Origin of the sequence: Campylobacter sp. BCW_4341, from assembly GCF_001764255.1 — a bacterium.
In the GTDB taxonomy this organism is placed as follows: Bacteria; Campylobacterota; Campylobacteria; order Campylobacterales; family Campylobacteraceae; genus Campylobacter_D; species Campylobacter_D jejuni.
In genome coordinates this window covers 157,628-180,022 of record NZ_MKAH01000017.1, presented here as the reverse complement: position 1 = coordinate 180,022, position 22,395 = coordinate 157,628, and the positions used below count along the sequence as shown (strand labels likewise).

The following is a 22,395-nucleotide window of genomic DNA, read 5'->3' as shown; positions in this document are numbered from 1 at the left end:
TTACCTTTCTAAATGTTTTTTAACTTTTTCGTAAGCTTCATTGATTTTTTGAAATTTCTCTACACCGATTTTAAGTTCTTCTTCGCTGACATTGTTTGCGTTTAAAATGTCAGGATGATATTTTTTTGCTAAATTGCGGTATTGTTTTTTTACTGCATTTAAATCTACATTATTTGGAAGTTCTAAAATAGCAAAAGCTTCATCAAGACTTAATTCTTTTTTAGCACTTTTTAAATTTGAAAGACTTGCTATAAAAGCGTCTAGTTCGCTTTTTGCTATATCAAAGGCTTTAGCGATTTGCTCTAAAATTTCACGCTTTTTAGCATTAAAATCTGCATCGATTAAAGCCATAAAAACAAGCACACGCAAGACATTAAAACGCTCATTTTTAGGTAAAGGTACTTCTTTTAAAAAATCTTTTGCCACATAAAAAGCATCGCTTAAATTTTCTTTATGTTCATTAAAACTTGCTTTTAAAAAAGCTCTTTCTTTTTCATCTTTAGCATTTGCATCTAAAAGATCTTTGATCATTTCAGCTTCATTTTCACTTACTCTGCCATCGCTTTTTGCAATTTTTGCCAAAAGTGCGATAACATAGTAATTCATACGCCTTTTAAACTCATCCATTCTTTCTTCCATAACTCCACGAGCAAAACCCTTAGCAAAGCCTTTAGCTCCTCTTGTGGCTGAGTTTAAAAAATCCTGTTTTCCCCAAGTTTTATAATACCAGTAAAACACCAAAACAACGAGTATAATTAAAACTAAAGTCATTGGATTTGCTCTTTAAAACTTTCAAAATAAAGCTTATCAAGTTCAGCCTTGCTTAACTCAATGCTATCAAGTTTAAAATGTTTTTGGCTTGTACTCACACCTAATTTATAAGCTTTTACTCCAAATTCTTTAGCTAAATTTAAAAAAGCTTCTTCATTTTCTTTACTAAGCCCTACTATAGCACGACTTGCACTCTCATCAAAAATCATTTTTTCATCATCAAAATCACTTGTTAAATTTGCACCCACACTAGAAATAGCAAACATTTTTGCCAAAGTCATAGCAATACCCCCTATTCCTACGCTATTGGCACACTCAAGTAAAGAATTTTGATTGGCTTTATAAAGCAAATCCCAAAGTGCAAGTTCAGCTTTATAATCAAGCTCTTTAAGACTTCCTGATACTTTTTTATCTTGGATTTTCATTACCATAGATCCGCCAAATTCTCCTAAACTTTCACCCAAAAGATAAACGCTTAAATTTTCTTTTTCAAAACTAGCTTTTAAGGTTTTATTTGCATCTTCTAAAACCCCTACGCTTACTATAGTAGGACTTGGATAAATACTTACGCCTTCAGTTTCATTATAAAGTGAAACATTGCCGCTTACTACTGGGGTATTTAACTCTTTACAAGCTTCTTTAATACCTTTGCAACCTTGTGCGAATTGCCACATCACTTCAGGATTTTGCGGATTTCCATAATTTAAACAATCACTTATTGCCAAAGGCTTAGCTCCTGTGCAAGCAACCTTTCTTCCTGCAGAAGCTACTGCTAAAGCTGCTCCTATTTTAGGATTTACATAATTTAAGCGTGAATTACATTCTATAGCCATAGCCACACTTGCACCATTTTCTTTGATACGAATAACACTAGCACCTAATTTTCCATCAGCTTTTATGGTATTGGTTTGCACGCTTGAATCAAATTGATCATAAATAAAAGCTTTATTATTAATATTTTCATTTTGAAGCATTTGTATAAAAAGCTCTTGAACGCTTGATTTTAACTCAAATTTATAGTCTTTAATTTCACTTAAATATTTTGGCTCGCTTGTAGGGCGACTTAAAATCGGCGCTTTCTCACTTAAAGGCTCGATAGGAATAAGCCCTACAAGCTCATCATGCCAAAAAAGCTCCATTTTTCCTGTATTGGTAACTTCACCCATAACCACAGCATCTAAATCCCATTTTTTGAAAATTTCTATAACCTTATCTTCATAGCCTTTTTTCGCACAAATAAGCATTCTTTCTTGAGATTCGCTAAGCATTAACTCATAAGGAGTCATACCGCTTTCACGCATAGGAGTTTTATCTAAGTAAAGTTTCATGCCACTGCCACTTCTTCCTGCCATTTCAAAAGAACTTGAAGTAAGCCCTGCAGCACCCATATCTTGAATACCCACAATATAATCGGTTTTAAAAAGCTCTAAACAAGCCTCCATAAGAAGTTTTTCACTGAAAGGATCGCCAATTTGCACTGTAGGACGCAAAGATTTGCTTTCTTCATTGAAGCTATCACTTGCCATAACCGCTCCACCAAGTCCATCACGCCCTGTTTTTGAACCCACATAAATCACAGGATTTCCTACACCTTCAGCCTTAGCATAAAAGATATCTTCACTTTTACAAACCCCTAAAGCAAAGGCATTAACTAAGATATTTCCATTAAAACACTCATCAAAAGCACATTCTCCGCCTATAGTTGGCACACCCATGCAATTTCCATAATGAGAAATTCCATTTACCACGCCTTTAACAAGGTATTTTTGATGTTTGCCGCATTTTTCATCATGAATATCGCCAAATTTTAAAGAATTTAGCCCCGCAACCACTCTTGCACCCATAGTAAAAACATCACGCAAAATTCCCCCTACTCCTGTAGCCGCACCTGCAAAAGGTTCGATAAAACTAGGGTGATTGTGACTTTCCACTTTAAAAACCGCTGCCATACCTTGCCCGATATCAATAACCCCTGCGTTTTCACCTGGACCTTGAATCACCCAAGGTGCTTTAGTTGGAAAACCATTAAGATATTTTTTACTGGATTTATAAGAGCAATGCTCACTCCACATCGCAGAAATAACCCCAAGTTCTAATAAATTTGGCTCACGTCCTAAAATTTCTAAAATTTGTGCATATTCTTCATCGCTGATTTTATGTGCTTTTATGGTTTCTTTATCCATTTCTATCCTTTCATTTTCCTAAACAAAAATTACCAAACATTTCGTCTAAAATTTCATCTCTTTGAAAATCTTTAGTAAATCTTGCAAGTTCATTAATAGCTAAATTAAGTTCAAAAGCAAAAAGTTCTAAAGAACTTTCCTCTAAAAGTCCTTTAGCTCTAAAAATCGCTTCGCTTGAAATTTTACAAGCATTAATAAGATCTAAAGAACTTACCATAATACCTTCGCTATCAAAAGAATTAAGATAATTTTGCAATTCTTCTTTTAACAAAGCGATGTCTTTTTGAGCACTAAGCTTGATAAAATTTTTATTTTGAGTATTTTTGAAAACATTTTCTAAATCACTTTTATTTAAAATCCAAAAGATTTTTTTATCAGTATTTGCTAATAAGTCAAAAATTTTCTCATCTTCTTTATCTTGCACTCTTGAAGCATCAAAGACTGCCAAAATAATATCTGCATCTTCTAAACTTTTTTTACTTAAAGCTACGCCGATTTGTTCTATAGCATCTTTACTTTCTCTAATACCCGCTGTATCTATAATGCGCAATAAATGCGTTCCTAGTTTAAAGCTCTCTTCTATAGTATCACGAGTAGTTCCCGCTATATCTGAAACAATAGCTCTTTCATAAGAAAGCAAGGCATTTAAAAGCGAGGATTTGCCTACATTTGGCTTACCTACAATAGCGATTTTAAAACCTTCTATAAGTCCTTTTCTGCTTTGAGAAAGTGTATAAACTTCTTTTAAAATTTTAGAATTTTCTTCACACATAGTAGAAATTTGTTGTAATAAATCAGAAGGTAAATCATCATCAGCATAATCAATACTAGTTTCTACAAAAGCTAAAGTTTTAACCAAATCTGTGCGAATTTTTTCTAAAAGTTCTCCTAGATTTCCCTGCATGTTGCGTGCTATAATTTTAGCTGCAAGCGCAGATTTTGAAAGTATGAGATCTTGTATATTTAAGGCTTTTAAAGGAGTCATTTTGCCATTTAAACACGCTCTTTTGCTAAATTCTCCCGCTAAAGCAAGTCTTGCCCCTAAACTCACAAGTTCTTCGAGTAAAACTTCACTCACACTAAATCCTCCATGAGTTTGAAACTCTACTATATCTTCACCTGTAAAACTATAAGGAGCTTTAAAATATATCATTATAGCTTCATCGATGATTTCATTGTTTTGATTAAAAAGTTTTGTAAAAGTAGCATGGCGGGGGGTGAGTTTGGTTTTGTGGCTAAGCTTTAAGGCAAATTCTAAAGCTCTTTCACCGCTTAATCTTACAATAGAAATCGAACCCACGCCATGAGCTGTGGCAATAGCCGCTATAGTATCACTCATCTTTTTTGAAAAAGTCGTTTATTACAACAAATCTTTGATCATTATTTTGCTTAATTCCTACATACTTATCTGGAAATTCAGCTCTTAACTGCTCTAAAGCGATTTTTATCAAAACCCCATCTAAAGGTTTGGTTTGTCCGCGTCCATGAATTTTAATTTTTTCAATCACGCTTTGTAAATAAAGCTGCATACCTTGAATTTGATTTTCTAAAAATTGAGCGATCTCAAGGCGCACTAAAAGATTATATTTTAAATTGATCCAATTGTGCAAAAGATAAGAAATAGCCTTATAACGATGTGCTTCTTTGCCTATCATCAAAGCAGCATCTTCCCCATCCAATCGAATCAAAACACAATCTTCATCATACATTCTAAGTTCACTAAGCTCTATTTTAAACTGGGAGCTTTCTAAAAGTTTTACAAGCTGAATACGAATCTCATCTAAAATATCCTGAGTATTACGCACTCCTTTGCTTTCTCGATGAAAACTATCAAAAATTTCATCACTTTTTACTGTGTATTTTTCTTTTTGACTTTTATTTTTTTCATTTTTTATTTCAATCTTGTTTTCTTGTTTTGGCTCATGTGTTTCTGGTTTGTGATTTTTTAAACTTGTAAATTCTTTTTTAGGATTTTTTTTCAAAATCCTTTTTTTTGCTTTAGCCTCTATAATTGCCTTTTTTCTTCCAAATCCAAAAAAACCTTTTCTTGGATGCTGAATAATCTCATATTCTAAGTCCATCACAGAACATTCTAAACTTCTTGAAGCTTCTGTTAAGGCACTTTGAAGATCAATGGCTTCGATTTTCATTTTTCATGCTCCACTTGTTTTTTTGTGATGTTCTTTAGCAAATATTTTATTGATAACCCATTGTTGAACCAAAGAACAAAGGTTATTTGCAAACCAATAAAGCGTAAGTCCTGCTGGGAAAGTGATAAAGAAAAAAGTAAAAATCACTGGTAAAAATTTCATAATCTTAGCTTGCATAGGATCTTGTATAGTCATAGGTGTGATAAGTTGTTGTAAAAACATCGTTGCACCCATTAAAATAGGCAAAATAAAATAAGGATCCATTACCGATAAATCATGTATCCAAAACGCCCAAGGAGCTGCTTTTAGCTCAATAGCATTAAGCAAAACGCGATAAATAGCAAAGAAAATAGGAATTTGTAAAAGTATAGGCAAACAACCACTCATAGGATTTGCACCATGTTTTTTATAAAGCTCCATCATGTGCATATTCATTTTTTGTGGATCGCCTTTATAACGCTCTCTAATATCTTTCATTTTAGGAGCAAGATCTTTAAGTTTATTCATAGAAATCATAGATTTATAAGTTAGTGGGAATAAAATAATACGCACAATTAAAGTCATCACAACGATAGCCCAACCCCAATTTCCTATATACTGGTGTAAGAAATTCAAAAACTCAAACATAGGCTTAGCAATAAAAGTAAACCAACCATATTCAACAACTGCTTCAAGGCGTGGATCTATACTTCTTAAAATCACATGTTCTTTAGAACCTATATAACCCCCTGCTTTAAATTCATTATCACTATAAGCAAAAACTATAGGGTTTTTATTAGCATCCTTGCTGATTGCCACATTTAAAGGTTTATCAAAATTATAAAAGAAAGTTGCATAGTATCTATCAAAAGCCGAAGTCATTACGACATTATTAGCACTTTCATCCTTCTCTACATCTCCATCTTTATAAGTTTCGATGGTTTCTTTATTATCCATTACCAAAGCACCATGAACTGTATAACTATCTACGGCAATATTTGGACGATATCCTGGACTTATAAAATAATTTGCATTTTTGCTGAGTTTAACTTCTATCTCATAATTTCCTTTTGGATAAAAAGTAATATCTTTTTCGATTTTCAATCCGGAAAGATTTTGAGTGAGTTTTAAAACTTGACTTCCATTTTCATCAACAAAAAGATTGCTAGAGTTAGCAATATAAGGAAATTTAAAAGCCTCTGAGTTAATACTTGGATCACTAAAACGCATTTCTAAAGGATAAGGACTATTTTCCTTGCTGACAAGATTTATAAATTCCCCTTTCTCATTTTGGTATTTTTTATCTTTTAAATAAAAAGCAGAAATTCTACCAAAAGAGTCAATTTGTGCTTCAAAATGTTTGCTTTGAACCTTAGATATCACACTATCTTGCGAAACTAAAGCCGCACTTGGAGTATTTGTGGTGGTATTTTGTATATTAGGAGTGTTATTTATGCTTGTGTTTTGTTGATTTTGTTGTGTAATGTTTTGTTCTATTTTTAAAGGTTGCTTTGGAATGAAAAAATAATCATAAACAACAAAAAATAAAAAAGAAATCACAACAGCCAAAAGTATACGCTTTTGCTGAAAAATATTATTTGAATTATTCACTGATTTGTCCTTTTAAAGATGATTTTTATAAGATAAAAACTTTTATTTTTATAAGGTATGTATAAAAAACAAAGTTGTTTTTTTGCTAAAAATATAGGCTTAAAACATAAATTCATAGGATAAAAATTTTTAGAAACTCTAGGATAATCAAATCCCCCTTTAAAAAAAGGGTTACATCTTAAAATTCTAAAAAAAGTAGAAAAAAAAGCTAGAAAAAAATTCTTTTTTTGAAACTGCCAAAGTGCATACTCAGAACAATTAGGATAATACCTACAAGCAGCGGGTTTTAAAGGGCTTAAGAATTTCTGATAAAAACGGAGTATTTTTAGGCATATCATTTGAAACATTCTAGTTTTTTCAATCCCCATTTTAGATTTTTTTCTAACCTAGAAAAAGAAAGTTCAGTGATTTCATTTTTAGCTACAAAAATATATTTGCCATCTTGAAGATATCTTTCAAACTTAGCAAACAAAGCCCTTAAAATTCGTTTTGAACGATTTCTAACCACTGCTTTTCCAACTTTTTTACTAGCAACAACTGCTATTTTTTTTTCATAACTATTCAGATAAAAAATGATCACACCTTCGCAATGCCATTTTTTACCTACTTTATATACAGATGAAAATTCCTCGTTTGTGCTAAATTTATCAAAATTTTTCACACAGCAAGTCTTTTTCTACCTTTAGCGCGTCTTGCATTGATCACCTTGCGACCATTTTTAGTTTTCATACGAACACGGAAACCATGAGTGCGTTTTCTTGGAGTGCCATGCGGCTGATAAGTTCTTTTCATTTGATTTTTCCTTAAAAAATTATAAAATAAACTTGTATTTTATCTTAATCTTACTTATAAATTGCTTTTGATTAAGAGTAATTTTTAAATTCTTTTGATAAATTTTGAAATTATTTTTAAAAGGTTAAAAATGTCAGAATTTAAAATTATTGATTTAAGACAAGAAGATTTAGATATTTTACAAGAAATGATCATAGAATTTGCAAAATACGAAGATATGTTAGATTTTCTTCAATGCACGAAAGAAAAACTAGAACATTCTTTGCTAAAAAATAAATTTGCTCGTGCTTTTTTGTTAAAAGAAAATGAAAAAACTATAGGCTATATGATTTATTTTTATACTTTTTCGTCTTTTTGGGGTAGCGGTGGAATTTATCTTGAAGATATTTATATACGAGAAGATTTTCGTAAAAAAGGTTATGGAAAAGCTGTTTTTAAATTTTTAGGAGAAATTTGCAAAAAAGAAAATTTAAAAAGACTCGACTGGGTTTGCTTAAATGATAATATTTTAGGTATTAATTTTTATGAAAGTTTAAACGCTAAACATCTTAAACAATGGAGAAATTATCGTCTAAGTGGAGAAAATTTAGAAAAATTGTGTGATTTATGATAAGAAGTCTTTATTATTTAAAAGCTATGGGATTTAACTTTGTTGATACACATACAAACCACTTTGAACAAGTACAAAATTTTCAAGAATTAAAACAACTTGTTTCATCTTGCACCTTATGCCAATTTTCCAAAACAAGAAAATTTAGTCTTATGGAGCCTAAGATAAAAAATGCCAAATTGCTAATTCTTGATGTTTTTGGGCAAAAGAGTGAAAATGAAAGCGGAATTTTACTTAATTCAAAAAAAGGTAAAAAATTAAAACACTATATTTATCAAATTTTAGGGCTTTGCGATGAAGATTTTTATTTTTCTTATTTATTTAAATGTTTTTGTAATGGAAAATTTGATGATTTTTCGCTACAATCTTGCTTACCATTTTTCTGGAACGAACTAAAACTGATTCAACCTGCTTTTTTGCTTTGTCTAGGAGAATACACATTTAAAAGCTTGGGATTTAAAGATTATCACATTTTAAAAGGTGAAGTTTTTGCTTATAAAAATTTTTTCATAATGCCAAGTTATGATTTAGATTTTATAGAAAAAAATCCAAGTTATGAAAAAAATTTCATACAAGATTTAAAAAAAATTAAAGGATTTTTATGAAAAAAATATTTTTAATATTTTTCTTATCTTGCTTTTTGCTTAATGCAAAAGAGCAAAAATTAGTCGATGTAAAACCTGTTGAAAATTTTTATCCTAAATTAAGCGTTCAAGAATGCAACACAAATTGTCTTTTTGATCTTTTAGAATCAAGATTGTATCTCAGTTTTTTAAGTGAATTTGCAGACCAAAACGATCAATTTTTATCTAATGTTTATGCAAAATTATTAAATTCCATTACTGATTTTGAAAAAAATGTTCAAAAAATTACTTCTGTTAAACTTGCGATAATTATCCCAGAAAAAACCATAAAAAGCTACTCAAATACTATAATAAATTCAAGCATAGCCTATCTTTTAAGACAAAGAGCTGAAATCAAAGTAAAAGTTTTTTTAACTGGCACAGAAGATAGTGATAAAATTCGAGCCGCGCTTGATGCAGCACAAGCTCAAGGATATCAGTATGCCATAGCTGGATTTACTCTAAAAGGTGCCAATGAGTTGAAAAATTACTCAGGAAATATGAAAATTTTTATACCGACCATCCATAAAAACAACATACAATTTTCAAATCAAAATATTATTTTTGGAAGTATTGACTATGATGCTCAAATTGCCACACTTTTAAGCAAATCAAATGCTAATATCGCAATATTTAGCGATGGCTCTGCCTTATCAAGCAATCTAAATTCAAGAATTCTTGCTCAAAATAATAATGCTAGAATATATACCATAGAAGGCGAGAAGCTTGATTTTAGCAGACTTTTAAGATCACAAGGCGGAGTTAATAATGCCTCAATATTTTTTAACACTCCATTGATCAAAACAGCTCTAGCAAGTTCTCAACTAAGAATTTATAACATTCATCCTTATGTGCTTTTATCCACTCAAATCAACTATAATCCAACATTTTTAAGTTTAACACAACAAGGAGATAGAGAAAATTTCATCATTGCTAATTCTATCAATAACCACGATGATAACTTAGTCTATCTTAATGAAATTTTTAATCAAAGTATAGATTATAACTGGATTGCTTATGCCACTAGTATAGGAGTTGATTACTTTTATACCGAATTCTTAAATAAAAAAAGTGAAAGTTTATTTGATGAGAAAATCAAAAATTCTCAAGTTGATTACAAAGTGCGTCTTATGCAAGGCAAACAAGCAAGCTTTGAAGAATTAAAATAATTCTTCAAAGAGCTTTTTTAACTGCATATCCATTCTAGCTGGTTTTTCGTTTTTAATAAAAGCTAAAGTTAATTCCATTTTAAAAAGCAAAATTTCATCTTTATAAATTTCTTGTGAAATTTCCACAGAAGCATTTTTGACTTCTAAAATTTTTGTTTTAATCTCTATTATATCTCCAAGTTTTGCAGGTTTTAAGAAATTGCAATTTGCTTTTGCAAGCAAAAAATGTCCCTTAGACGCATCAAAAATATCTACTTTTTTATTGAAAAAAATTTCACTTCTTGCTCTCTCACAAAATTTTAAATAATTACTATGATACACCACTCCACCCGCATCAGTATCTTCATAATACACACGCATTTTCATCGCTTTACCTTAAAAAATATTTTACATTTAAAAAACATTAGATTATACAACGGAAATTCTTTGATATCGCTTTTTAGCTTATATTAAAAATTCCGTCCAATATTAATTTAATAAAGCTTTTTAATAATATTAAATATATATTATAAAAAATAAAATTAAAAAATAACTTTTTTATTATTAATATTATTTAAATATTTTATTTATAATTAATATACTTAAGAATATTATAATTACGCTTTCTTTTGATAATATTTACAGATATTGTTAAATAGTTAAAATATAATAATCAATATTTAAGGATATCTATGCCAGCCATTAAGCTTTTTAACTTCACGGGGAGGGGTGTAGAGAAATTTTGTTTTAAACTTTCTATTGTTACCTTCTTAAGCATCAATGCTTTTAGTCACTCAAGCAAATACTACAGACAATCGAAATTTCAATATTCCAGAGTATTATTTTAATGATAACAAACTTTATGATAAAACCAATTCTACTTATAAAAACCCCAAGGTATAAATTATTATTCCAAGAGTTCTAAACATGATATTAACAATATTACTTTAATTTATAACAATACTAAAGTTAATATTATAAATATAAACGATTTAAATTTTAAACATTATTTACTTGCTTCTGATATGAGAGAAGATAAAGTTCTTTCTTTTAATAGTGTCAATACAGCTAATCATAGTAATAAAAACAGTTAGAGCACTTCCTTTTTTAATCATAGCAAAAACCGATTATGCTAATGCAAGTTATAATAAACTTATATTAGAACAAGGAGAACTTAGTTCAGTTTTTTATCTTAAACCTAAAGATACTCATATAAAAATCTTAGCAGTTCTAAAAGCAATCAACGCATGAATTTCTTAATGAGGTATAGAAACAAGCAAAGTAGATGGAGTAGAATTTGAAAATTTGCTAAACTTAATGTCAATCTTAACAATACTTATTTCTTTAATGATACCTTTACTCATCTTTTTAGCTTAAATTATCAACAAGTTATTAATGAATCTATTTATACTAGATAATAGTAAAACTATATCTTTAGTAGGTCCTTATGGAGTAAGGGTTTATAATAATGAAGATAGAGATAATGCTGTAGTAGCTAGCTTTGGACTTAGAATGACTACTCCTTTGAAAGATTTTTATATCACTCCTTTTTATGATATAGGTTATTCTTGGTGTGAGAATGTTTCTAAACTATATAGAGTAAGTGAAACAAACTATATGGATGCCTATGATTTGCAACTGCTTTATAATAAAACAGGAAATTTTTATGTTAAGCTTGATTTAGCTAAAGCTTTATAAAAATGATGATTATAGTTCTAAAGCTTATGTGAGTTTTGGGAAGTATTTTGAGTTTTTAAAAATTTATTTTTGATCAAATATTTAATACATATGAGATTTATATTGCCATAAAAGCTTTTAATGTTATAATTTAGCATTAAAAGCAAATGTCAAGGATAAAAATGCAAGAAAATTTACTCAAAAAACAATTTCTAAATCACCCTTTATACGCTAAAATTCAAGAACTTAAAGCTCTCAATCTTGCTTGTAATTTTTCTTTAGATGATAGTGTAAATTTATCTACAAATTCTCAAGCCAAAGATGAAATCCTAGCTATAACAAAAGAACTTAAACCATGGAGAAAAGGTCCTTTTAAAATAGACGATCTTTTCATCGATACAGAATGGCAAAGTTTTATTAAATTTAATATTTTAAAGCCTTTTATGAACGAAATTTCTCAAAAATGCGTTGCTGATATAGGCTGTAATAATGGTTATTATATGTTTAAAATGCTTGAATTTAATCCTGCAAAACTCATAGGTTTTGATCCTTCTATCAAATACCGTTTGCAATTTGAACTCATTAACGCTTTAGCTAAAACTCCTATAGAATACGAACTTTTAGGCGTAGAAGATCTTCCAAGCTATGGCTTGAAATTTGATGTGATTTTCTGTCTTGGGGTGATTTATCATAGAAGTGATCCTATAAAAATGCTAAAAGATTTAAAAGCAGGACTTAATAAAAATGGAGTTGTTTTTTTAGATACCATGTATATAGAAGATGAGAGAGAAATCGCTCTTGTGCCTAATAAAACTTATTCTAAAATTCCAAATATTTATTTTGTACCAAGCATTAGTGCATTAAAAAACTGGTGTGAAAGAGCAGGATTTAAAGAATTTGAAGTTTTGGCTACAAAAAAAACCGATGAAAACGAACAAAGAAAAACAGAATGGATAGACTCTTTTTCGCTGGAAAATTTCTTAGATCCAAAGGATAAAAATCTTACCATTGAAGGCTATGAAGCACCCAAAAGAGTTTATATACGCATTAAAATATAAATTCTTTTTATTTTTTGCCGATATTGAATTTTAGATATTTTGAAGTAGATAAGTAGAATTTAAAGGTTAGATATGGCAAAAAAAGATAATTTTGAAGAATATGCACAACTTGAAGAATACGCATCTGCAGAAGATATATCTCGTGTTAGAGCAGAATTACTCACTTGTCCTGAATTAAACACCTCGCTTGCTGGAACCATTATAGAAATTGATAAAAACTATGCCAAATCAATTTTAATAACCACAAGCGAAATGGTAGCAGATGATCAAGGATTGATTTTTGATGCCTTTATTTTCGCTGCAGCAAACTATGTAGCACAAGCCTCTATCAATAAAGAATTTTCAGTGATTATTGGATCAAAATGTTTTTTTTATGCTCCGCTTAAATTAGGCGATGTTTTAGAACTTGAAGCTCATGCACTTTTTGACGAAACCTCCAAAAAAAGAGATGTAAAAGTGGTCGGGCATGTTAAAGAAATTAAAATGTTTGAAGGAACGATACAAGTTGTTAGCACTGATGAGCATATATTTAAACTCAAGCGTCCGCCACTTAATACTGTTAAACCTACAGAAAATCAAGAACAAGGTGCCAAAATCAACAATCCAGAAGCCGTAGCAGCTGCATTAATGGCCTCTGTGGGTGGAAAATAATCAAGGAGTCATTTTAATATCCACCCAATTCTTTGGGCAATCCTTATGATAAGTTCCACTTCCATCATAATATTCTTTGCAATCATCATAAAAACGATTTGAAATTCCTCTTTCATTTACAAAACATCCAGAAATTCCTAAAACTAATAGTATCATTAAAGTATATTTTTTCATGTTTTTCCTTAGAATTTATTGTGTTTTCTCCATTTATAAGGCTCTATAGGATTACCCTCTTTCCAAAGACCTAAATGATTTTTCTTAGCATTTTCTTGTTCTTTAATATAAGCATTACTATAGTAAGTATCAGCCCAAGCATAGCCTTTGCTTACTAAAAATTGATTAATATCAACATTATTAAGCTTTACAATAGCAACAATTCTACCATAAGTATCTTTATTTTTATAAATAATTTCAACTTGTTTACCGCTTAAAATTCTACTTAAAGCTTCTTTTGATTGCTTTCCAAAACTTTGCTTAAGTTCTGGTGCATCTATACCAAAAAATCTTATTCTAGCGAGTTTGTTTTCATGATTAACTTCTATAGTATCTCCATCAATAATTCTAACTACTTTTCCTTCAAAACTAGAATTTTGGGCAATATAATTCTGGATAAAAACAACTACAAGAGTAAAAATTAATACAGAAAAAAGTTTTTTTGGATCACTTAGTAATTTTCTTAAATTAAATAATTTTTTATAATTTATTCTCATTTTTTAATCATTTTGCCTTTAAATTTTAAAAAATATGCCATAATTTTATCAAAACAAAGGAGATAAAATGCAAAATGTTATAGAAAATTTTAAACAATTATGTAAAATTCCTCATTGCAGTTATGAAACAGAACAAATGAAAGAATTTTTAAGCTCTTATGCTAAAGATAAAGGCTTTAAAGTGAGTGTAGATAAAGCAGGAAATATCCGTGCCATAAAAGGCAAACCAAAAATTTGCTTACAAAGCCATTATGATATGGTCTGTATGGGCGATGCACCAAACTTAGAAGTTTATGAAGAAAATGGCTTTTTAAGAGCCAAAAATTCAAGTCTTGGCGCGGATAATGGTATAGGTATAGCCATCATGATGAGCGCTATGGCTGAATTTGAAAATTTAGAGTGTCTTTTTACAAACGATGAAGAAGTAGGACTCATGGGAGTGAATTCACTCGAGCACACTTTAGAATCTAAAATGCTTTTAAATTTAGATCATGAAAGCGATGATGAGATCATGATAGGCTGTGCAGGTGGAGTAGATATAGAAGCTAGCTTGCCTTTTAATACCCTTAGAAAAAAGGGTAAAATTTATGAGCTTTGCGCGCAAAATTTTAAAGGTGGACACTCAGGCATAAATATCGTACGCAACGAAAAAAGCTCCATCAAAGAAATGGCTAAATTCATACAAGAAAATAAAGGAGAAATCATTTCTTTTGAAGGTGGAGAAAGAATCAATTCTATACCTAAACACGCCAAAGCTTTAGTGCATTTTAAAAATGAAGTAAAGAGCAATAACTGGATAAAATGCGATTTTAAAGAAGAAGGTGAATTTGAAATTTGCGATCAAAGTAACAAACTTTTAAGCCTTATAAATTCTTTTACTCATGGAGTTAGAGCTTATGATGAAAATCTAGGTATAATTCAAACAAGCATTAACCTAGCTACTTTAAGAATGCAAGATAAACAAATCAAATTCGCACTTTTTGCAAGATCTAATATACTTGATGGACTTAAGCAAGTAGAATTTGAAACTTTAGAATTTTTCAAGGCTTTTGATTTTAAAGTAAGAAGTTTTAATTTCTATCCACCTTGGGAAGGCAAACCAAACGCACTTAGCGACATGGTTTTTAAAGCGCTTAAAAAAGTATCGCCTAATGCCAAAGTTTCAGCTATCCATGCAGGGCTTGAGTGTGGCATTATAGAGAAAAAACAAGAGCTTTTATGCGCTTCTATAGGTCCAAATATCCATAATCCTCATTCAACTGATGAGCATTGCGAAATCGCTTCAGTTGAAAAAATATCTAAGGTTGTTTTTGAAGTTTTAAAAGACAATGCTTAATTCTTTAATCTTGCTTCTTGCAAAAACGCGTTTTAACAAAAACACACAAAGCAAGGAGCAAGATCCCACTATAGCAAGATAAATACCTAAATACTCTTTATAAAAAGCATTGACTATAAAAGGGGTTAAAAAACCTAAAATCGCATAAGAAATATTATAAGCAAAACTAAGCCCGCTAAATTTAAGTTCGCTTTTAAAAATTTGCGTCATAAAAACAGGCGCGAAAGTAATAATACCTTGTGCAAAACAAGCCAGTAAAAAATAAAATAAAAAATTCTCATCATAAAAACTAAAAAGCACACCAAAAATAATAAAAGCTATACTAAAAATAGAACAAATCCTATAGCTTCCCCATTTGCTTGCTAAAAAACCTTGAAATAAAGCTCCAAAAATCACCGCTAAAATAGCAAAATTTTGCACCCATAAAGCAGAAGTTTTACTCATAGCTAAAAGACTTTCAAAATACTTAGGCAAAATCATCAAAGTTGCCACACCGCTTGTTAAAACCATAGTCATTAAAAAACAAACAAGCATACTCATTTTATGAGTTTTTAAAGCTTCAAACAATGGAAAATTTAAAATTTTCTTTTCATTTTGAACTTTTATAAATTCTGGAGTTTCGCTGAGTTTATTTCTTAAAAACAAAGCTAAAATTCCAAAAAATCCTCCTATGATAAAAGGAATTCTCCAAGCATAGCTTTGAACTTCTTCTGGGGTAAAATAAGATCTTATGCCTAAAGTGGCAATATTTCCTAGCAATAAACCTATGGTTAAAGTCGCTGAAATAAAACCAAGAGCTAAAGGAATTTGGCACCCTTTGACAAATTCGCTCACATAAATCCAAGCTCCGCTCACCTCAGTTCCAACGGCTAAACCTTGCAAAATACGAATAGTGAATAAAATCAAAGTAGCAAATATACCTATACTTTCATAACTTGGCAAAAAAGCTAAAGCAAAACTAGGCAAAACCATCAAAAGCATAGAAATATAAAAAATATTCTTTCTTCCATATCTATCAGCAAAATGTGCCATCACAATAGAACCAAAAGGACGCGCTAAATAAGCAGCACCAAAGGCTATATAAGCATTTATCTGCATCCAAAAAGCATCATTTTGCGGAAAGAATACCTTAGCAAAAATATCCAAAAAAAAAGCAAAAAGCACAAAATCATAAAATTCTAAAATTCCACCCAAAGAAGCATAAATAATATTTTTGTATTTTTTTTGCATATTTTATCCTAAATCAACTAAAGGGCAAAAAGCCCTTTATTAAATTTTTCCACCTTCAATCACTACATCATCAGCCTTAACATCATCTCCAAAATGAACTTTTAAAGTTTCATCATAAGCCTTGTGAAAAAACTGCTCTTGGCCTAGTTTAATGATCAAATTATCGATAAATTCTTTAAGTTCTTTATTACCTTTTTTAACTGCTGGTGCGATAACATCTTTGTTACCTAACTCTTTGATACCCATTTTAAAATCAGGATGATCTTTCACCCAAGCAAAAAGCAAGGTATTATCATGACTTAAAGCATCGCCTCTTTTATCCATCAAAGCGGCAAAAGTTTCAGTATTTTGATCGTATTTTAAAGTTTTAATATTAGGATAATTTTGCGTAAAATACGCATCCGCTGTTGTGCCTTTGTTTAAAAGTAAAGTTTTATCTTTTAAATCTTCTACGCTAGTTATATTACTATCCTTTGGCACAGCTACGCCTAAAGCTACCTTCATATAAGGCAAGCAAAAATCAACCTGTTCAGATCTTTCTGGAGTTTGAGTAAAATTAGCCAAAATAATATCTACTTTATTTGATTTTAAAAACTCAACCCTATTTGCAGCTTCAACAAGAACAAATTGCACCTTATTTTCATCGCCAAAAAGTTCTTTTGCTATGCGTTTAGCTAAAGCTATATCATAGCCTTGATTGTTTCCTTTTTCATCCACATAACCAAAAGGTGGTTTATCGCCAAATACCCCAATCCTAATAACTCCATTTTGCTTGATCTTATCAAGAGAATTTAAAGTTTTAGAGTCAGAATTTCCTCCACAAGCAGCCAATACTACTGCAACAAAGGCCGTTAAAACACTTAGAAGTATTTTTTTCATACATTTCCTTTCTTTAAAAATAAGCTTAAAGCTATTGCAAAAATATATAATAATTGCAAAGTTAATTATACTTAAAATTATAAATAATGCATTTGAAACAAACTAAAAAGATTTTCCTATGTGTAAAAATGTAATTAATCTCACACTCTCTTTTAGCATTGTTTAAATTTTAAGTAAAAAAAGATATAATCTTTGTTTTAAAATTTTTAAGGAGAAAACTATGAAAAAAGGTATTTTTCTCTCTATTGGAATAGCTGTTTTGTTTTCAGCTTGCGGAAATTCCATAGATGAAAAAACAGTTAAAAAATATGAAAATCAACTAAATCAAACAGTTAAACAAGAAATTGCAAACCTTTCTCAGGATTCTGGAATAAAGATTGAATTTTCTGATTTTAAATGCAATGCAGATGGTGATTTTATAGCGTGTTTAAGTTCAAATTTCAAAACTCTTGCAAAAGATAACAACGATGAGTATCAAGAACTATTTCAAGCAAAAAATATCAAAATTCGCTCAAATGAAATTTACAAAGGCGAAGCAAATACATCAATTAACATTAAAGAATATTACAACGATCTTTTTAAAAACCAAAAAAGCATACAATCAAATTTGGTTTTTGAAGATTTTAAACTTGGAGAAAAAGTTGTTAGTGACATCAATGCAAGCTTATTTCAACAAGATCCAAAAATCAGCTCTTTTATCAATAAATTAAGCTCGGATTCTTATACTTTATCATTTGATAACTCCATAAACAAACAAGAAAACAATTATCTAGATAATCTTAATATAAAATTTTATAACGCAAAATTAAATTTCAATACAAATCTAAATATAAATCTAAAAGAAGATCTACTTAATTACCTTGATTCTAAGGGTATAAAATTTAACACTCAAACTTTAGCTATGGATGAACAAGCTATCAATGAACTTCTTAATATAGCAAACTACGAACAAGCTTCAGATTTTAGCAATACAATCCAAAAATACATCATCTTAAATAATTTTAAAATTGATTCAACTCTTAAAACCGAAGGCGTATTTAGTAGCTATATAGCAACTGCTAAGGAAAATTTACAAACCTTAAAAGCTCAAAGTCAAAATGAAGAACAAACATTAATCTTTGATAAAGCTTTAGCTATTTTAAACAATATCACTCAAAATGATGATTATAAACTCAATCTTGATTTAAAATTTAAAAACATCCCTGTTAGTGACTATAGCACACAAGGAATCGACAGCATAGAAAAACTAAGCATCAACAATCAAGACGCCACAGAAGCGTTAAAAATTATACTTCCATTTATCATGTTTTCTATGTTAATGGGCGGAGCGTCGTTTTAAATTTTAAAATGATAAAAACTTCAAAAACATTAAAAGCAAGATTAAATTCTTTGCTCTTAATGTTTCATAACATTAACAAAAAAAGGCTAAAATGAAAATTTTATTCTCCCCTAGTGAAAGCAAAAATGAAAATTGCGTAAAAAATCCTATCAATGAAAACTCATTCATATTTAAAGAATTATTTCCTTATAGAATAAAAGCTTTAAAGCATTATGAAGAATTTATCAAAAACGCAAGTTTACAGAATTTACAAGAACTTTTTGGCATTAAAAATGAAAATGAAATTGATAAATTTAAACACAATTTAAAACAAGCTCCCACTCAAGAAGCTATATTGCTTTATACTGGGGTAAGTTATGAATATCTTAATTTTAAAGCTTTAGATAAAAAAAGTCAAGCTTATATTTTAGAAAATACTCTTATATTTTCTAATCTTTTTGGCGTTGTAAGAGCTAATGATACCCTACCCTTTTATAAATTCAAGCAAGGGGCTAAAATAGGAAATTTTGCCATAGAGAAATTTTATAAAGAACATTTTAGTAAAGCCTTAGATGAATACTTGGAAAATGAAGAAATACTTGACCTTAGAGCAGGATTTTATGATAAATTCTATACCCCAAAAAAGAAATTTTATACCTATAAATTTGTAAAAAATGGTAAAGTCATCAGTCATTTTGCTAAAGCTTATAGGGGAATTTTACTCTCCATAAGTGCAAAAAACCAAGTAAAAAACAATAAAGAGCTTTTAGCAAACCTTCCTTCAAACCTAAAACTCAAAGAAATTCAAATCAAAGGTTTAAAGGAAGAAATTGTGCTTGAAATTCTAGATTAGTTTTTATTTTAAGTATTTTAAAGCTAGCTTCGCATAATAACTTGCAGCCCTAGCTAAAAGCTTATCATTAAAAACATAACTAGAATTATGTAAATAAATGTCGTTTTCATTTTCTAAAAAAGCATAGGCACATTTTTTCATTTCGCAAAAAAATCCAAAATCCTCACTTGCCATTAAAGGACGATGATTAAATTCACAATTTTTTTCGCCAAATAATTCTTTTGCAACCTCACTAGCAAAATCCACAGCTTCATCGTTGTTCATAGTCACTGGTGCAACAACATTTTTATTGATTTTAATCTCTATATCATTAGCCTGTGCAATACCTTTACAAATTTTATAAATTTTTTCTTCAGTTAGTTTTCTAGTTTCATTATCTAATGCTCTAACACTCATTTTAATCGTTGCAATATCTGGAATGATATTAAAAGCATGCCCTGCATTAAAAGCTCCTATGCTTATAACTGCTGAATTTTGAGGATCAACATTGCGAGATACTATACTTTGCAAAGCCACCACAAGTAAAGAAGCAGCATAAATAGGATCTTTTGCCTTTTCTGGAGCACTTCCATGACCACCTCTTCCAATAACTTCAATGCTATAACTATCCGAAGAAGCCATCATCGCACCTTTTTTAAGATAAAATTTCTTATCGCTACCAAAAGGCATATTGTGCCATCCAAAAACATAATCACTATCAAATTTTTCAAACAATCCATCTTCTATCATTGCCTTAGCACCACCCAAACCCTCTTCAGCAGGTTGAAAATAAAGATTTAGAGTGCCATTAAAATTCTGATTTGCTAAATACTTTGCAGCAAGCAATAAAGAAGTAGTATGTCCATCATGACCGCAAGCATGCATTACATTTTCTTTTTTGCTTTTATAAGGCAAATTTGTGCATTCTTGTAAAGGCAAAGCATCCATATCTGCACGAAGTCCTATTTTTTTATCGTTATTTCCCTTTTTTAAAACCCCCACAACACCTGTTTTTCCTATTTCTTCATAAACCTCATAACCAAATTCTTTTAATTTTTGCGCCACTAATTTTGCAGTACATAATTCATCAAAACCAAGCTCAGGATTTTCATGAATTTGATGACGAATTTTTTCAAATTCGCCTTGTAAGTCTAGTATTTCTGGAATTAAATTCATTCTATTTTTCTCCTTATATAAAATTTTCTCTTCTAGGTAAAACAAATTGTGCTAAGATCGCTGAAATAAAAATCAAAGCAAAAATATAAACAAAACCCAAAGTAAAACTATGGGTTTTATCAACACTCCAAGATACTACCCATAGGTTAAATGATAGTATAACAAAGGTAATACTCCAAAAAGCACTCATAATATAAGCAGTTTGATTTGGATTAGAATTTTTTAATTCTGAAGGTAGATTAAAGAAAAATGGAAACCACATAGAATAAAAAATGCCTGATAACACAGCAAAAATCTGTATCAATACTAAATTTTGTAAAAACAACATACAAAATCCGCATATAAAAATACACGCTCCTCCAGACAATAGCATTATTTTAAAAGAAATATTTTTTCTTTTAAAAAATAATCCAAGATAAGGACCAAAAATAATAGCAAAATTAGCCAAGGCTGGAATTTCTTTTTTAGCAAAATCAGCTAATTCTTTACTAAAACCCGCATATTGCGCATAAAAAGTTGGTAAAAAAGTAAAAAGAGAATTTAAAAATAAAATAGGCCCTATGTAAAAAATAATCATACCCCAAGTAACACGAGATTTTAGAGCATAAATAAGATCTTTTGCATTATTCTTTTTTTCTTCTTTTTTATTCTCATCTTTACCTACAAAAAGCCACAAAATCAATAAAATCAAATTAATCCAAGCATAAAATGATAAAGAATCTCTCCAATTTCCAAAATAATTTGAGATACTTTCAGCTAAAACAAGTCCTAGGGTAATGCCTACCAAATTTGAAGTCATATTAAAACTAATTACAAAATGTAAAGCTTTTTTTTCAAACCATTGTTGTGCAATAGGCACTAAACAAACTAAAGCACAAGCTGAACCAAGCCCTGTTAAAAATCTTATAATCAAAATACCACTATAACTATCTACAAAACTTAAAAAGATACCCGAACTCATTAAAATACAGCCTAAAAAATATCCCTTTTTTAATCCGAATTTATAAACCAAAAAAGCAGTAAATGAAGCACCAAAAATTTTCGCAACTACTATCATACTAGTGATTAAAGTAGCTTGCTGAGTATTTAGAGCAAGATCATTTGAAATCAAGGGCATTAAAGACCCTGTTGCTGCCCAAGAGATACTAAAAACAGCATAAACACTAAAAATAATAAATTCAACCCCAATGCGTCTAAAATGAAATAAAAGTGATTTTTCCATATTAAAATCCTTTTTGGATATTTATTAAAATATAACATAAAAAAATGAGATATTTATTATCTTTGATTATTTTTTTAATTTAATTATTTTTTTATATATTTTTTTGTTACTTTTTGAAAATTTATATATAAGTTTAAAGATAAAAAAACTAAAATACAAAATAAAAACCCATAAAAGTTTTTTGAAGTATTTAAATGATATATTTCAAAATCTAGTTTTAAAAAGGAAAAATATGGAATTTTTAGCATTTATTTTTTTGATTATTATATTTTTATTTGTAGTCTTTATCATCGTTACTCGCTATGAAAAAAAGATAAAATTACTCAACCAAAACATACAAAACATGAAAGAAGATATAGCCGATCTTAAAGAAACAACTCAAAAAAATCGCTCTTTAATTGAAAAAAATCGCTCTAATATAGAAAATATAATAAAATAA

At 29.6% G+C, this 22,395-nt stretch carries 24 protein-coding genes and 2 pseudogenes; 11 read left to right on the top strand and 15 right to left on the bottom strand.

Annotated features, from left to right (window positions below; translation table 11 throughout):
• From AJN70_RS02670 to rpmH, 8 genes are read right to left on the bottom strand one after another with little or no spacing between them, the layout of a single operon-like run.
• Positions 1 to 771 carry a J domain-containing protein gene (locus AJN70_RS02670; RefSeq protein ID WP_002861704.1) on the bottom strand — a complete coding sequence of 257 codons (771 nt, stop codon included), beginning with the start codon at positions 769 to 771 and terminating at the stop codon, positions 1 to 3.
• Positions 768 to 2,954 carry a phosphoribosylformylglycinamidine synthase subunit PurL gene (purL, locus tag AJN70_RS02665; RefSeq protein WP_070295465.1) on the bottom strand — a complete coding sequence of 729 codons (2,187 nt, stop codon included), beginning with the start codon at positions 2,952 to 2,954 and terminating at the stop codon, positions 768 to 770. The genes AJN70_RS02670 and purL overlap by 4 nt, the downstream gene beginning before the upstream one ends.
• 10 nt (positions 2,955 to 2,964) lie before the next feature.
• Complete coding sequence (gene mnmE / locus AJN70_RS02660; RefSeq protein ID WP_002881663.1) at positions 2,965 to 4,293, bottom strand: tRNA uridine-5-carboxymethylaminomethyl(34) synthesis GTPase MnmE; 1,329 nt, start codon at positions 4,291 to 4,293, stop codon at positions 2,965 to 2,967.
• Positions 4,286 to 5,104, bottom strand: coding sequence for a Jag N-terminal domain-containing protein (locus AJN70_RS02655; RefSeq protein ID WP_070295464.1), 819 nt, complete (start codon positions 5,102 to 5,104; stop codon positions 4,286 to 4,288). The genes mnmE and AJN70_RS02655 overlap by 8 nt, the downstream gene beginning before the upstream one ends.
• A gap of 3 nt (positions 5,105 to 5,107) precedes the next feature.
• The gene (gene yidC / locus AJN70_RS02650) at positions 5,108 to 6,694 is read right to left on the bottom strand and encodes a membrane protein insertase YidC (protein ID WP_002861707.1); all 1,587 of its coding nucleotides are present in this window, start codon (positions 6,692 to 6,694) and stop codon (positions 5,108 to 5,110) included.
• Positions 6,691 to 7,032 carry a membrane protein insertion efficiency factor YidD gene (gene yidD, locus AJN70_RS02645; protein ID WP_002861708.1) on the bottom strand — a complete coding sequence of 114 codons (342 nt, stop codon included), beginning with the start codon at positions 7,030 to 7,032 and terminating at the stop codon, positions 6,691 to 6,693. The genes yidC and yidD overlap by 4 nt, the downstream gene beginning before the upstream one ends.
• Complete coding sequence (gene rnpA, locus AJN70_RS02640) at positions 7,029 to 7,355, bottom strand: ribonuclease P protein component (RefSeq protein WP_002853349.1); 327 nt, start codon at positions 7,353 to 7,355, stop codon at positions 7,029 to 7,031. The genes yidD and rnpA overlap by 4 nt, the downstream gene beginning before the upstream one ends.
• Positions 7,352 to 7,486, bottom strand: a complete 135-nt coding sequence (gene rpmH, locus AJN70_RS02635) for a 50S ribosomal protein L34 (protein ID WP_002776864.1) — start codon at positions 7,484 to 7,486, stop codon at positions 7,352 to 7,354. Before rpmH ends, rnpA begins: the two co-directional genes overlap by 4 nt.
• Before the next feature lie 130 nt (positions 7,487 to 7,616).
• On the opposite strand from rpmH, the gene AJN70_RS02630 reads away from it, so the two are divergent.
• The 3 genes from AJN70_RS02630 to AJN70_RS02620 are packed head-to-tail and all read left to right on the top strand — an operon-like array spanning position 7,617 to position 9,888.
• Entirely contained in the window at positions 7,617 to 8,096 is a 480-nt protein-coding gene (locus AJN70_RS02630) for a GNAT family N-acetyltransferase (RefSeq protein ID WP_002853404.1), read from the top strand.
• Complete coding sequence (locus tag AJN70_RS09585) at positions 8,093 to 8,701, top strand: uracil-DNA glycosylase family protein (protein WP_002881669.1); 609 nt, start codon at positions 8,093 to 8,095, stop codon at positions 8,699 to 8,701. Before AJN70_RS02630 ends, AJN70_RS09585 begins: the two co-directional genes overlap by 4 nt.
• Positions 8,698 to 9,888, top strand: coding sequence for a hypothetical protein (locus AJN70_RS02620; RefSeq protein WP_002871462.1), 1,191 nt, complete (start codon positions 8,698 to 8,700; stop codon positions 9,886 to 9,888). Before AJN70_RS09585 ends, AJN70_RS02620 begins: the two co-directional genes overlap by 4 nt.
• Here the strand turns inward: AJN70_RS02620 and AJN70_RS02615 are convergent.
• Positions 9,880 to 10,254, bottom strand: coding sequence for a YbgC/FadM family acyl-CoA thioesterase (locus AJN70_RS02615; RefSeq protein WP_002871461.1), 375 nt, complete (start codon positions 10,252 to 10,254; stop codon positions 9,880 to 9,882). The two genes, AJN70_RS02620 and AJN70_RS02615, sit on opposite strands and share 9 nt — an antisense overlap.
• 305 nt (positions 10,255 to 10,559) lie before the next feature.
• On the opposite strand from AJN70_RS02615, the pseudogene AJN70_RS09825 reads away from it, so the two are divergent.
• From AJN70_RS09825 to AJN70_RS02595, 4 genes and pseudogenes are all read left to right on the top strand, one after another.
• Positions 10,560 to 11,129: pseudogene (locus AJN70_RS09825) on the top strand (hypothetical protein); the annotation flags it as partial.
• Between the two features lie 39 nt (positions 11,130 to 11,168).
• Positions 11,169 to 11,638, top strand: a pseudogene (locus AJN70_RS02605) (ShlB/FhaC/HecB family hemolysin secretion/activation protein); the annotation flags it as partial.
• 73 nt (positions 11,639 to 11,711) lie between these two features.
• Positions 11,712 to 12,602 (top strand): tRNA 5-methoxyuridine(34)/uridine 5-oxyacetic acid(34) synthase CmoB, encoded by an 891-nt coding sequence (gene cmoB / locus AJN70_RS02600; RefSeq protein WP_074470040.1) that lies wholly within the window; start codon positions 11,712 to 11,714, stop codon positions 12,600 to 12,602.
• A 72-nt stretch (positions 12,603 to 12,674) separates the two neighbouring features.
• Positions 12,675 to 13,253 (top strand): hypothetical protein, encoded by a 579-nt coding sequence (locus AJN70_RS02595; protein WP_002873190.1) that lies wholly within the window; start codon positions 12,675 to 12,677, stop codon positions 13,251 to 13,253.
• Here the strand turns inward: AJN70_RS02595 and AJN70_RS02590 are convergent, their stop codons facing one another.
• Both AJN70_RS02590 and AJN70_RS02585 read right to left on the bottom strand, forming a co-directional pair.
• On the bottom strand, positions 13,254 to 13,427 hold the full coding sequence (locus AJN70_RS02590; RefSeq protein WP_044779503.1) for a hypothetical protein: 174 nt from the start codon (positions 13,425 to 13,427) through the stop codon (positions 13,254 to 13,256).
• An 8-nt stretch (positions 13,428 to 13,435) separates the two neighbouring features.
• Positions 13,436 to 13,963: a thermonuclease family protein gene (locus AJN70_RS02585; protein ID WP_070233110.1), complete on the bottom strand. Its 528-nt coding sequence runs from the start codon at positions 13,961 to 13,963 to the stop codon at positions 13,436 to 13,438.
• A 67-nt stretch (positions 13,964 to 14,030) separates the two neighbouring features.
• On the opposite strand from AJN70_RS02585, the gene AJN70_RS02580 reads away from it, so the two are divergent.
• On the top strand, positions 14,031 to 15,299 hold the full coding sequence (locus AJN70_RS02580) for a M20/M25/M40 family metallo-hydrolase (protein ID WP_044779504.1): 1,269 nt from the start codon (positions 14,031 to 14,033) through the stop codon (positions 15,297 to 15,299).
• Here AJN70_RS02580 and AJN70_RS02575 read toward each other — a convergent pair.
• Both AJN70_RS02575 and AJN70_RS02570 read right to left on the bottom strand, forming a co-directional pair.
• On the bottom strand, positions 15,282 to 16,529 hold the full coding sequence (locus tag AJN70_RS02575; protein WP_044779505.1) for an MFS transporter: 1,248 nt from the start codon (positions 16,527 to 16,529) through the stop codon (positions 15,282 to 15,284). The two genes, AJN70_RS02580 and AJN70_RS02575, sit on opposite strands and share 18 nt — an antisense overlap.
• 39 nt (positions 16,530 to 16,568) lie before the next feature.
• A complete protein-coding gene (locus AJN70_RS02570) occupies positions 16,569 to 17,408 on the bottom strand; it encodes a cysteine ABC transporter substrate-binding protein (protein WP_070295462.1) in 840 nt (279 codons plus the stop codon).
• A 220-nt stretch (positions 17,409 to 17,628) separates the two neighbouring features.
• Between AJN70_RS02570 and jlpA the strand changes: the two genes are divergently transcribed.
• Entirely contained in the window at positions 17,629 to 18,747 is a 1,119-nt protein-coding gene (jlpA, locus tag AJN70_RS02565; protein WP_070276548.1) for a lipoprotein adhesin JlpA, read from the top strand.
• Between the two features lie 91 nt (positions 18,748 to 18,838).
• Positions 18,839 to 19,579, top strand: coding sequence for a YaaA family protein (locus AJN70_RS02560; protein WP_070233103.1), 741 nt, complete (start codon positions 18,839 to 18,841; stop codon positions 19,577 to 19,579).
• A gap of 3 nt (positions 19,580 to 19,582) precedes the next feature.
• On the opposite strand, the gene AJN70_RS02555 is transcribed toward AJN70_RS02560, so the two are convergent.
• Both AJN70_RS02555 and AJN70_RS02550 read right to left on the bottom strand, forming a co-directional pair.
• A complete protein-coding gene (locus AJN70_RS02555) occupies positions 19,583 to 20,734 on the bottom strand; it encodes a M20 aminoacylase family protein (RefSeq protein ID WP_044779510.1) in 1,152 nt (383 codons plus the stop codon).
• Between the two features lie 13 nt (positions 20,735 to 20,747).
• Entirely contained in the window at positions 20,748 to 21,956 is a 1,209-nt protein-coding gene (locus AJN70_RS02550) for a CynX/NimT family MFS transporter (protein ID WP_070233101.1), read from the bottom strand.
• Positions 21,957 to 22,188: 232 nt separating this feature from the next.
• On the opposite strand from AJN70_RS02550, the gene AJN70_RS02540 reads away from it, so the two are divergent.
• On the top strand, positions 22,189 to 22,395 hold the full coding sequence (locus tag AJN70_RS02540; protein ID WP_002853356.1) for a membrane protein: 207 nt from the start codon (positions 22,189 to 22,191) through the stop codon (positions 22,393 to 22,395).

Coding starts and splice junctions, on each gene's coding strand:
- AJN70_RS02670 (WP_002861704.1), bottom strand. CDS start 771: ATGACTTTAGTTTTAATTATACTCGTTGTTTTGGTGTTTTACTGGTAT.
- purL (WP_070295465.1), bottom strand. CDS start 2,954: ATGGATAAAGAAACCATAAAAGCACATAAAATCAGCGATGAAGAATAT.
- mnmE (WP_002881663.1), bottom strand. CDS start 4,293: ATGAGTGATACTATAGCGGCTATTGCCACAGCTCATGGCGTGGGTTCG.
- AJN70_RS02655 (WP_070295464.1), bottom strand. CDS start 5,104: ATGAAAATCGAAGCCATTGATCTTCAAAGTGCCTTAACAGAAGCTTCA.
- yidD (WP_002861708.1), bottom strand. CDS start 7,032: ATGATATGCCTAAAAATACTCCGTTTTTATCAGAAATTCTTAAGCCCT.
- rpmH (WP_002776864.1), bottom strand. CDS start 7,486: ATGAAAAGAACTTATCAGCCGCATGGCACTCCAAGAAAACGCACTCAT.
- AJN70_RS02630 (WP_002853404.1), top strand. CDS start 7,617: ATGTCAGAATTTAAAATTATTGATTTAAGACAAGAAGATTTAGATATT.
- AJN70_RS09585 (WP_002881669.1), top strand. CDS start 8,093: ATGATAAGAAGTCTTTATTATTTAAAAGCTATGGGATTTAACTTTGTT.
- AJN70_RS02620 (WP_002871462.1), top strand. CDS start 8,698: ATGAAAAAAATATTTTTAATATTTTTCTTATCTTGCTTTTTGCTTAAT.
- AJN70_RS02615 (WP_002871461.1), bottom strand. CDS start 10,254: ATGAAAATGCGTGTGTATTATGAAGATACTGATGCGGGTGGAGTGGTG.
- cmoB (WP_074470040.1), top strand. CDS start 11,712: ATGTCAAGGATAAAAATGCAAGAAAATTTACTCAAAAAACAATTTCTA.
- AJN70_RS02595 (WP_002873190.1), top strand. CDS start 12,675: ATGGCAAAAAAAGATAATTTTGAAGAATATGCACAACTTGAAGAATAC.
- AJN70_RS02590 (WP_044779503.1), bottom strand. CDS start 13,427: ATGAAAAAATATACTTTAATGATACTATTAGTTTTAGGAATTTCTGGA.
- AJN70_RS02585 (WP_070233110.1), bottom strand. CDS start 13,963: ATGAGAATAAATTATAAAAAATTATTTAATTTAAGAAAATTACTAAGT.
- AJN70_RS02580 (WP_044779504.1), top strand. CDS start 14,031: ATGCAAAATGTTATAGAAAATTTTAAACAATTATGTAAAATTCCTCAT.
- AJN70_RS02575 (WP_044779505.1), bottom strand. CDS start 16,529: ATGCAAAAAAAATACAAAAATATTATTTATGCTTCTTTGGGTGGAATT.
- AJN70_RS02570 (WP_070295462.1), bottom strand. CDS start 17,408: ATGAAAAAAATACTTCTAAGTGTTTTAACGGCCTTTGTTGCAGTAGTA.
- jlpA (WP_070276548.1), top strand. CDS start 17,629: ATGAAAAAAGGTATTTTTCTCTCTATTGGAATAGCTGTTTTGTTTTCA.
- AJN70_RS02560 (WP_070233103.1), top strand. CDS start 18,839: ATGAAAATTTTATTCTCCCCTAGTGAAAGCAAAAATGAAAATTGCGTA.
- AJN70_RS02555 (WP_044779510.1), bottom strand. CDS start 20,734: ATGAATTTAATTCCAGAAATACTAGACTTACAAGGCGAATTTGAAAAA.
- AJN70_RS02550 (WP_070233101.1), bottom strand. CDS start 21,956: ATGGAAAAATCACTTTTATTTCATTTTAGACGCATTGGGGTTGAATTT.
- AJN70_RS02540 (WP_002853356.1), top strand. CDS start 22,189: ATGGAATTTTTAGCATTTATTTTTTTGATTATTATATTTTTATTTGTA.